We start from the raw sequence: 10253 nt of genomic DNA, 5'->3' as shown, positions 1-10253 counted from the left end.
TAAAAATAGTGTAATAAAAATATAATCAATCTGATCCATATGTTGGACTGCACCTTGAAATTATACAGTTCATCCCCTACATGAGCCCCATAAAGCACGACATCTTGTCGTATAACCAACAGGGTTATCGTTAATGAGTCTCACCCAGCAACAGATCGATACGCTCAAAGCTGCTGGCACAGATGCAACCAGAGTTCTGGAAGCTGCGGTGAAAACGTTCCCCGGACAGGTTGCGGTGCTGTCATCCTTCGGCGCCGAGTCTGCGCTGCTGCTGGCTCTTGTTGCCGAAATCGATCCGGCTTTGCCCGTTCTGTTCCTTGAAACGGGCATGCATTTCCCAGAGACCATTGCCTACCGTCATGAACTGGCACGCACGCTGGGCCTGCTGGACGTGATTGATGTCCGTCCCGCGCCCCGTGTTCTCGAAGATCGTGACCCCGAAGGGCAGCTCTGGGCATTCGACCCCGACGCCTGCTGCAAGATGCGCAAGGTCGAGCCGCTAGATGCGGCCACCCTGCCCTATCCGGCGCTGATCACCGGGCGAAAGCGTTCTCAGGCGGCGACCCGTAAACGCATGGAAATCATCGAGCCGGATGGCGAGGGACGCATCAAGATCAACCCGCTAGCCGAATGGACAGCCGAGCAGATCGACGCCGAAATGACACGGCGCGGCCTGCCCCGTCATCCGCTGACCACCAAAGGTTATCCCTCAATCGGCTGTGCGCCCTGCACACGGCCGGTGGGCGAAAATGAAGATCCCCGTGCCGGCCGCTGGGCTGGTATGGCAAAAGTCGAATGCGGCATCCACCGCCCCACCTGACAGTATTCGGCCTGACAGCATAAGAAGGTTCCACTTAATCATGGATCATCTCGACCAACTTGAAGCGCAGAGCGTCTTCATCCTCCGCGAGGCGTATCGGAAGCTGAAGCCGCTGGCCATGCTGTGGTCGCTCGGTAAGGATTCCAACGTCATGGTCTGGCTCGCCCGCAAGGCGTTCATGGGCCGCGTGCCGTTTCCGGTGATGCATGTCGATACGGAGAAGAAATTCCCCGAGATGTATGCGTTCCGCGACGAATACACCAAGAAGTGGAATCTCGATCTGCTGCTGGGCTACTGCCCGCCGGTCGAGGAAATGGACCCGACCCTGCCGCCTGCCGCCCGGTCGGCTGCCCGCAAGACCGCGGGTCTCGCCAGCATGATCGAGAAGAACAAGCTACAGGGCGTCATCGCCGGCATCCGTCGCGATGAGCAGGGCACCCGCGCCAAGGAGCGCGTGTTCAGCCCGCGTGGTGCCTCCCACAAGTGGGACATCCGCAACCAGCCACCCGAGTTCTGGGATCAGTATGCCACCCCGCACGAGGAAGGCATGCACATCCGCGTGCATCCGCTGCTCTCATGGCGTGAGATCGACATCTGGCGCTACATCGAACGCGAGAACATCCCGCTGGTCGACCTGTATTTCGCCAAGAACGGCAAGCGTTACCGCTCGCTGGGCGATTCCGACATCACCTTCCCGGTCGAGAGCAACGCCTCCACCGTGGCCGAGGTCATCGCGGAACTTGAGACCACCAAGACGTCCGAGCGTGCTGGTCGCGCCATGGACCATGAATCCGAAGACGCATTCGAGCGGCTGCGTGTCGCCGGTTATCTCTGAGAGCTGGGAACAGACACCATGAGCGACACACTCTCCGCCGCACGCCTTGATCCCGCCGACCGCGAGGCTCTGCTGGACACCGCAACGCCTATCGTCATCGTCGGGCATGTCGACCACGGCAAATCCACCCTGATCGGCCGTCTGCTGTATGACACCGACAATCTGCAGGACGGCAAGGTTCAGCAAATCATCGACTCCTCCAAGAAGCGCGGTCTGGCTGTCGAGTGGAGCTTCCTCCTCGATAGCCTCCAGATCGAGCGCGATCAGGGTGTAACGGTTGATTCCACCCGTATTCCGTTCCGTCTGGGTAACCGCCAGTTCGTGATCGTCGATGCGCCGGGCCACCGTCAGTTTCTGCGCAATATGATTACCGGTGCCGCTGATGCCGAAGCCGCCGTGCTGGTGGTGGACGCCAACGAGGGTGCGCAGGAGCAGACCCGTCGTCATGCGATGCTGCTGCGTCTGATCGGCATTCGGCACATCATCGTTCTGCTGAACAAGGCCGATCTACTGGGCTTCGACGAGCAGAAAATCCGCGCCGTCGAAAAGTCCGTGACAGACCTGCTGGCGCAGCTTGATCTGACACCATCCCTGTTCGTTCCGGCCTCTGCCCGTGACGGCGACAACATCGCCAGCCGGTCCGAGCGTTCGCCGTGGTACACCGGCCCGATCCTCACCGAGGCGCTGGCTGCCGTTCCAAGCGGCAATACCCGCGCCGCGCTGCCGTTCCGCATGCCTGTGCAGGATGTCTATCGCTATGAGGACGTGCGCTATGTCGCCGGTCGTATCGAGCGTGGAGTCATCCGTGAGGGCGATACGGTAGAAATCGGCACGCAGGGCAGCAAGGCTCGTGTGGCTAAGGTCGCCCGCTGGCATGCCGCTGACAACAAGGAAGCTGAAGCCGGTGAGTCCATCGCGCTGGTTCTTGAGCCGGACGTGATCCCGGCCCGTGGCGACATGCTCTTCCTGCCGCATCAAGCACCCGAGAAAACGGCCCGTATCCGTGCGCATCTGTTCTGGTTGCGTCAGGAGCCGCTGCGTGTTGGCGAGAGCTTCCGTCTGCGTCTCTCCACTGCCGAGCATCAGGTGACAGTGGCGTCGATCGACTCAGTTCTGCGTCTCGATGATCTGACCGAGCAGCAAGCTCAGGAAGTCGGTCCCGAGGGTTTTGCGCATGTCACGCTGGTGGCCGGTGAAGCCATCCAGTTCGACCCGTTCTCGCCCGGCACGTCCGATGGACGCGGCGTTCTGGTTGACCGTAACCAGCGCATCGTCGGTGGCGCTCCGCTGCTTGGCCCGGCTGATCTGAAGGACGGCCACGCAATCCATCCGTCGGCTGGCGAAGTTGACGGCGCGCAGCGTGCCCGCAGCAAGGGGCACAAGGCGCGTGTCGTGTGGCTGACCGGTCTGTCCGGCGCAGGCAAGAGCACGATCGCCCGTCTGGCCGAGAAGAAGCTGTTTGCACGTGGCATCGACGCGTTCGTTCTGGATGGCGACACGCTCCGCATGGGACTGTGCAGCGATCTGGGCTTCACCGAGGCTGATCGTCACGAGAATGTCCGTCGTGCAGCCGAGGTCGCCAAGATCCTCACGCAGGCCGGTCAGGTTGTGATCGTGGCGCTGATCTCGCCGCTGGTGGCTGACCGCGCTCTGGCACGCAAGATCATTGGTGAGGAGTTTGACGAGGTCTTCGTCGACACCAGCCTTGCGACCTGTGAGCAGCGTGATTCCAAGGGGCTCTACAAGGCCGCGCGCGATGGCAAGATCGAGAACTTCACCGGCATCAGTGCGCCGTATGAAGCGCCGACAAAAGCCGATCTGCACATCAGGGCAGACGGGGCTACAGCGGAAGAAAACGCTGACGCGCTCGTGACTCACATTCTGAGCGTTATCTGAGAAGATGGCGCCGGGGATGTAATCCTTTTTTCAACCAGTAAAAAAAGATTACATCCCGTCACTTCTTTAAATTTGTCATAAGATTGCTGAAATGGCAGAACCGCCCTGATTGTGGCGGGTATCTCCCGTCGAAATGACGGATCTCCTTGCCGTGGCATTTTATACCCGAGCGCTCACTTCCCCGCTCTTCGCGCCTCTCGCCCTCCTTCTGTTTGCAGTCCTGTGCCGTTTCCAGACTTTCGGTAATCCGTTCATCCATATCGATGAGGAGTTTTACCTCTTCGTGGGTGGCCGGATGCTCCACGGCGATCTGCCTTATGTGCAGCTCTGGGACCGTAAGCCGCTCGGGCTTTTCCTTCTCTACGCTTTCTTCCATCTGTTCGGCGCTTATCGTATCTGGGCCTATCAGATTTTTGCGCTGTTCAGCGTGTGGGGCACGTCTTTGCTCCTTGTCAGAATGGCGCGTTCCTTTGCTCCCCCCGGTGGAGCCCTGATGAGCGGCCTGCTCTATATCGCCTGCCTCAATCTGTCCGGCGGCGAAGGCGGCCAGTCACCGGTATTCTATAATCTGCTTGTCACTGCCGCGATGGCACATACCCTTTTCGGCGCTCTATGGCCGGAAGAACGCCCTGATCGTCTTCGTTCCGTGGGCATCGTGGGAATGGCGCTGTTCGGATTGGCGATCCAGATAAAATATACGGCCGTTTTTGAAGGAATTTTTCTCGGCTGTTTTCTGCTCTGGTGCGATTTCAAGGCTAGGAAACCAGTCGGCGTCATTGCAACAGACGCACTTTTATGGGTCGCGACAGCTCTTGCCCCTACCTTTCTGGCGGCTGGGTTCTACGTTCTGATCGGACACGGGCATGAGTGGTTTTTTGCCAATATACAATCAATCTTTCTGAGGCAGCCCCGCCCCGGCAATCTGCTCGTACTCTTTCTGCTTCCCTTGGTGGCGAAACAGCTGCCACTGGTCATCAGCGGAACGTTTGCTTTCGCAACTTTCCCATCCGAAACAAGACGCTCCATCCAGGTCAGATTTATCTTTCTCTGGGCTGCGGTTTCCCTGTTCGGCGTTCTGATTTTTGGAGACTGGTTCGATCATTACGCCCTACCGACTTACGCGCCTCTCGCTGTCATCGCTGCCCCACTCTGGAGGTGGCAGGCCGGACGTATCACGCTGAGCCTCTGTCTTCTGACGGGTTTCATTTTTGGTGAGAAACTGGTCAGTTCGCATATCCGGAAAAGAGGCAATGCCGATACTCTCAAAGCCCTCACCCATTATCTGAGCGATCCTCCAGGGTGCATCTTCATTTATCGTGGTCCACCCACGCTCTATGATTTCGTGTCATGGTGCGCGTTGACCACTCATCCTTTTCCTTCCCATTTTTATATGAATTCCGAAAAATACGGGACGGGCATGGATCCGCTGGCCGAACTCCACCGGATCATGTCGAAAACGCCACTCTATGTCGTGAGCAATGATACCTTATCGGAAGATGAAAATATGGAGGTCCGACACTATCTTGATGGTATTCTGACAACTCAATACCATCTGATATATCGTTATATGCGACCAGCAGATCGACACGTCGACAAAGAACGTAGCGCCATCACGATTTACAAGAGAAATTCGGAAACAGGGCCTCAATAACTTTCGAACTGATGAAGAATCACTCCCGTCCGTGCATTGATTCAAAACGGGCACGTGTGCCGGTTCTGTCGCAGAATGGAGTAGCGCATGGAACGGATCGTCATTCTCACAGGAGCCGGTATCAGCCGGGAATCAGGACTGGCGACGTTTCGTGACGAAGACGGTGTCTGGTCCAGGGTGCGACTGGAAGATGTGTGCACGCCTGAAGGATTTTCCCGAGATCCTGATCAGGTGGATGCTTTTTACAACCACCGGCGGCAGGAATTACAGCACGTTGCTCCCAATGCGGCTCATCGCGCTCTGGCCGAACTGGAGCGGGCTTACGGCGCCAATGAGGACGACGCTTTCCTGCTCGTAACGCAGAACATCGACGATCTGCATGAACGCGCCGGTTCCCGTAATGTCGTGCATATGCACGGGGAACTATTGCGGGTCAGATGTCTCGCCTGTGGCGCGACGCCCCCATGGCGTCAGGACTGCACCCGTGCGACAGCATGCCCCGAATGCGGCGCACAGGCACTCCGTCCGGATGTTGTCTGGTTTGGAGAGATGCCCCTTCACATGGAGCGAATCATGGATGCCATCGCACGCTGCGACTGTTTTGTCGCCATTGGCACGTCAGCGACAGTCTATCCGGCGGCAGGCTTCACTGAACTGGCGGCCAATCATGCTCACACCGTCGAACTCAATCTCGCGCCCTCTGGGAATGCCGGACTGTTCGATGAAGCTGCCTACGGCCCTGCGACCTCGGTCGTTCCCCGCTTCGTAAAAAGTCGACTGGCCGCAGAAACATCATGAAAGATGAGGCTCTTTCAGATCTGGTTGCCCGCATCAAGGCCTGCACTGTCTGCGCCGGGAGTCTTCCGCTTGGTGCGCGACCTGTCCTGCATGTCTCACCACGCGCACGCCTCCTGATCGCCAGTCAGGCACCCGGCACGAAAGTCCACGAGACGGGCATTTCCTTTAACGATGCCTCAGGTGACCGCCTGCGAAGCTGGCTCGGAATGGATCGCGCCACTTTTTACGACACCGAGAAGGTCGCGCTGGTGCCAATGGGATTCTGTTATCCCGGACGCCTGCCAAAAGGTGGCGATTGCCCACCGCGAAAAGAATGCGCTCCTCTTTGGCGGGATCAGGTTCTTGCCAACCTGCCGGACGTGCAACTGACACTCCTCGTTGGTTCCTATGCCCAGAATTATGTTCTTGGACCGGGCCGCGTCTCTGACCGTGTCGCGCATTTCAAGGACTATCTGCCCCAATATTTCCCGCTGCCTCATCCCTCATGGCGGACCGGAGCATGGGAAAAACGCAATCCCTGGTTCGGAGAGGAAGTGCTACCCGCTCTTCGTGAGCACGTCGCGAAAGCTCTTGCCCGCTGAGACCTATTGTTTGTGGGTGGCCATGAAATCGGTGGCAAAGCCGATTATGCCAGAAGCGACAATCTGCACGCCAATGGCAAGCAGCACCAGCGCCGCCAGCCGCCCCAGAATGCGCGTGCCCGTGATACCCAGCATCGAGGTCAGTCTGTCAGCATGTGAATAAGCAATCCAGACAGTGAGCGCGACCGCCACGGAAGCGCAATAAATCCCCATGTCATAGGCGAACCAGTGCCGTCCTCCATCACCTGACCTCAAAGCAATGGCAACAGCGATCGTCCCCGGCCCGACTGTGAAAGGCATGGTCAGCGGAAAGAACGCAATGTCCTGCAAACGCGGTGATGAAACTGCCGATCCATCCTTGTTGGTGATCTGATCCTGCCTTTTCTGCTCATTGTCTTCCGGACTCTGAAGCATCACCCAGCCTCCACGCGCCACGAACAGGCCACCCGCCACGCGCAGGGCGTTGATGGTGATACCGAAAAAAACGAGAAGCGCGCTCCCCGCCCATACTGAACCAATCAGCAGAAAAACGCTGTAAAGAGCCACCTGTCGCGCAAGTCTTCTCTGCTCTGCGCGGGAACAACCCTGAGCCGCCTGCAGAAAGATGATCGCTGCCCCAAGCGGATTGATGATGGAGAAGAGCGCTGGAAAAGCCAGCAGGAAACTGTCACGCGCAACGATGAAGTCAACAGGAAGATGCATGAACGGGCGTTTCCGGAAAAAGGCGCTATGGCATGAGCCACGCAATGCGTTTCGTATCAAATCACCAGAATTTTTCCAGCGAGATCATCTGAGCACTCTTGTCGTAGGACACAGCACTCTCCATTTCATAAATATGAACATTTCGCTCAATAGCGCCTACGGCGATCATTTCCGGACACAAGGCGATATCATTCAACGTCTCGCCAGACTGCGGCAGATGGCACGGCTTCTTGATGCTGCGCTCCGCATTCCCGGAACAAAAATCCGGTTCGGAGCCGATGCGATTGTCGGCCTTATTCCCGGCATTGGACCAGTGGCGATGGCCGCTCTGTCGCTCTTCTTTGTGTGGGAGGCATGGCGCCTGAAGGTGCCCGGCAGGCTTCTAGCCAGAATGTTGCTCAACATCGGCATGGAAGCAGCCCTCGACACCGTGCCTGTCATTGGCGATCTCGCGGATGTCGCCTTCAAGGCCAACATGCGTAATGTCCGCCTTTTGGAACAGTATTTCGGTATTCCGTCACCCTGAGCAGACGGGGCAACTGATTCAGGATGTTTCCTCACCGGGAATGCCCATCATCGGGTAGCCTGCGAGATGCATCTGACTCAGCGCCTTGCCGACCGCGAAAAGGATATTTTCGCGACCCGGCGCGGCGATCAGTTGCACACCCAGCGGCATACCTGCTGTCGGGCCTGAACCGACGGGTGGCAGTGGGACGGACAGGATGGGCATCCCTCCCAGACTCAGTGGCTGGGCGAACACACCCAGATTGGCGCGCGCCGGGACCTTCTTCCCGCCCAGAGTGACAGTCGCCTGATCGAAACGCGGCGCTACGCCCGGCGTCGCTGGCGCAATCAGGAGATCCACTTCCTTGAACAACTCATGCAATCCCGCACGAAACCAGTTTCTCAAACGATGAGCCTGCACCAGAGCGGATGCGGGAATCATGCTACCAGCCATCAAGCGGTCACGTGTCGCTGGATCATAGGCCATCGGCTCCGTGCGCAGGCGCGGCAGATGCAGCGTGCCCCCTTCTGCTGCTGAAATCACGAAAGCCGCAGCCCGCAGCCGCTCCGCTTCCGCCAGAGTCAGCTTGCGTCGTGATCCGAAGAAGTCCGAAATGCGGTCCATCCCGTCCAGAATGGCAGGATCAGCATCCTGAATGAACCACCCAGCCAGTTGCGCTACATTCAGCCCGCGAACATCCTCGACTTCCTCCTGAGGACGACCGCTCATCACCTCGAAAATCCGTGCGAGATCAGTCACCGTATTGGCAAACGGTCCCACCGTATCGAGACTGGCAACGAAAGGATAAACACCCTCCATCGGCAACGATCCCTGCGTTGGTCTCAACCCCCACACACCGCAGAGAGAGGCAGGCACACGGATCGAACCATTGGTGTCGGAACCGAGAGTAAAGGGCAGCATTCCAGCAGCCACAGCCGCCGCAGACCCCCCGGAAGAACCACCCGCGAGACAGTCCGTGTTTCTCGGATTTCGCGTGGTTCCATAATGCGCGTTTTCCGTCGCGAACCCATAGGCGAACTCATCCATGTTGAGCGTCGCCACTGGAACTGCTCCAGCCTCCACCAGTCGCTGCACGACGACCGCATCATCTGTCGCCGGTGGATTGTTGTTCAGGACGATGGAACCGGCCGTGGTCACAAGTCCCTGAACGTCGAAAAGATCCTTGACCCCGAATGGCACACCAACCAGCGGTCCAACCGGATCCCCCTTGGCAATACGGGCATCGAGATCTTCCGCCATGCTCAGCGCCCGGTCGGAAAGCAGCCGCGTGACGCAATGGTAAGTCTGGTCGCGTGTCCGCAGAACTTCGAGCGTAGTTTTTATCACCTCCTGCGCCGAACAGACGCCAAAACGGACCCTGTTGGCGATAGCGACCGCTGTCTGGCTCATGGCTCATACTCGTAAGCGGGAGCGCAATCGTCCGGCAGATCGAACCCAAGAATCAGATCGACATAGCCGTTCAGCAGCTGCGTATTGGCGATAACGCCGGGCAAACAGGCATCCGGTAATGGCAAATGGATTGTCTGCGCCATGACCCGGACCTGTGTCTCAGCCTGAGACGTATCCTGTTCCCCGCTCACCATGATTTCCCTCTTTCTCTCAGATGGTCCGTCCAGATCTCACCCGAAACGACGGATGAGATCGGCTGCCACGCGATCGAATGGCGCCTCGGAAGCCGGTACGCCCGTTGGAATCTGGACATTCCGTAGGCGGGGCAACTCATTATCCATGAAAAGCTGTGACCGCGAAGTAATGGGTGCAGGCTCGGATGCTGCGTGCGCCTTTTTGTAGTCAAGGAGCTGGCTGACCTCGTTTTTCACCTCGGGGTTCAGGTCGGCACAAAGCATCTGCAGGTCGTAAGGCAGCGGTCCCTTACCTTCGGCAATCCAATGCGCTTCAGCCGCTGGACGGAATGCTTCCAGAAACTGGTCGGTCGTCAGGGTAACGCCCAATCCCCAGCTGGAAGCTTCCCGCCGCGCTTTTTCCACACGCGTCCTGAATTCTTCGGCAGGGCGCCATGCCCGACGCTGCAGGCCAACAAGACGGGAAAGCAGGTCGGCGTCCGAACGATACACGGCCCGGCTGGTCAGCCAGCCTGTTTCAGCAAAGTCACCTGTCTGGATGGTCTTCAGAAGACGGCGGATATCCCAGCCGGAAAGGGAGAAGTCGTCCGATGCGGGCAGATCGATGGAATCCGCGCCGGGGGTCAGTTTGAGATACCAGTCGAGCCTGTGCACATACACGAATCGAATCTGATAAGGGCTGTCGGCTGAAGCCGTTCCACTGCCGCGCGGCCCCGCATCCACGGCGAAAATGATCCGTGCGCCCAGAGATGCCTCGATCTCTTCCAGCGCCCGTTCCACGATATCCTGAATAACGGGATCAACCTCGTTGGTCACATTCATTCCACAGCCCCGGTTTCCTGCTATCGGCATGAGGCATGG

The 10253-nt window shown here is 58.2% G+C and carries 11 protein-coding genes; 7 read left to right on the top strand and 4 right to left on the bottom strand.

The window, feature by feature from the left end; all coding sequences use genetic code 11:
- The first annotated feature begins 133 nt into the window (after positions 1-133).
- The 6 genes from ABF824_RS07310 to ABF824_RS07285 all read left to right on the top strand — a co-directional run bounded on the left by ABF824_RS07310 (position 134) and on the right by ABF824_RS07285 (position 6581).
- Positions 134-820: a phosphoadenylyl-sulfate reductase gene (locus ABF824_RS07310; protein WP_415487550.1), complete on the top strand. Its 687-nt coding sequence runs from the start codon at positions 134-136 to the stop codon at positions 818-820.
- Positions 821-860: 40 nt separating this feature from the next.
- Complete coding sequence (gene cysD / locus ABF824_RS07305) at positions 861-1655, top strand: sulfate adenylyltransferase subunit CysD (protein WP_010668087.1); 795 nt, start codon at positions 861-863, stop codon at positions 1653-1655.
- A gap of 18 nt (positions 1656-1673) precedes the next feature.
- On the top strand, positions 1674-3551 hold the full coding sequence (gene cysC / locus ABF824_RS07300; RefSeq protein ID WP_415487548.1) for an adenylyl-sulfate kinase: 1878 nt from the start codon (positions 1674-1676) through the stop codon (positions 3549-3551).
- A gap of 133 nt (positions 3552-3684) precedes the next feature.
- On the top strand, positions 3685-5202 hold the full coding sequence (locus ABF824_RS07295) for an ArnT family glycosyltransferase (protein ID WP_415487546.1): 1518 nt from the start codon (positions 3685-3687) through the stop codon (positions 5200-5202).
- An 87-nt stretch (positions 5203-5289) separates the two neighbouring features.
- The gene (locus ABF824_RS07290; protein WP_415487544.1) at positions 5290-6000 is read left to right on the top strand and encodes an NAD-dependent deacylase; all 711 of its coding nucleotides are present in this window, start codon (positions 5290-5292) and stop codon (positions 5998-6000) included.
- Positions 5997-6581: a uracil-DNA glycosylase family protein gene (locus ABF824_RS07285; protein ID WP_415487542.1), complete on the top strand. Its 585-nt coding sequence runs from the start codon at positions 5997-5999 to the stop codon at positions 6579-6581. Before ABF824_RS07290 ends, ABF824_RS07285 begins: the two co-directional genes overlap by 4 nt.
- Positions 6582-6584: 3 nt before the next feature.
- Here the strand turns inward: ABF824_RS07285 and ABF824_RS07280 are convergent, their stop codons facing one another.
- The gene (locus tag ABF824_RS07280; RefSeq protein ID WP_415487540.1) at positions 6585-7283 is read right to left on the bottom strand and encodes a MarC family protein; all 699 of its coding nucleotides are present in this window, start codon (positions 7281-7283) and stop codon (positions 6585-6587) included.
- Between ABF824_RS07280 and ABF824_RS07275 the strand changes: the two genes are divergently transcribed.
- Positions 7282-7809 carry a DUF4112 domain-containing protein gene (locus ABF824_RS07275; RefSeq protein ID WP_415487538.1) on the top strand — a complete coding sequence of 176 codons (528 nt, stop codon included), beginning with the start codon at positions 7282-7284 and terminating at the stop codon, positions 7807-7809. The genes ABF824_RS07280 and ABF824_RS07275 overlap by 2 nt on opposite strands.
- Before the next feature lie 18 nt (positions 7810-7827).
- On the opposite strand, the gene ABF824_RS07270 is transcribed toward ABF824_RS07275, so the two are convergent.
- Genes ABF824_RS07270 through ABF824_RS07260 form a run of 3 tightly spaced genes read right to left on the bottom strand, consistent with a single transcriptional unit; the run spans position 7828 to position 10214 of the window.
- Positions 7828-9198 carry an AtzE family amidohydrolase gene (locus ABF824_RS07270; RefSeq protein WP_415487536.1) on the bottom strand — a complete coding sequence of 457 codons (1371 nt, stop codon included), beginning with the start codon at positions 9196-9198 and terminating at the stop codon, positions 7828-7830.
- A complete protein-coding gene (locus ABF824_RS07265) occupies positions 9195-9392 on the bottom strand; it encodes a DUF4089 domain-containing protein (protein ID WP_415487534.1) in 198 nt (65 codons plus the stop codon). The genes ABF824_RS07270 and ABF824_RS07265 overlap by 4 nt, the downstream gene beginning before the upstream one ends.
- Positions 9393-9428: 36 nt before the next feature.
- Entirely contained in the window at positions 9429-10214 is a 786-nt protein-coding gene (locus ABF824_RS07260) for a DNA polymerase beta superfamily protein (protein ID WP_415487532.1), read from the bottom strand.
- Positions 10215-10253: the final 39 nt, after the last annotated feature.

Source organism: Acetobacter sp. (assembly GCF_047721705.1).
In the GTDB taxonomy this organism is placed as follows: domain Bacteria; phylum Pseudomonadota; class Alphaproteobacteria; order Acetobacterales; family Acetobacteraceae; genus Acetobacter.
The sequence above is the reverse complement of the archived record's forward strand: the minus strand, read 5'-3'. Positions and strand labels throughout refer to the sequence as shown.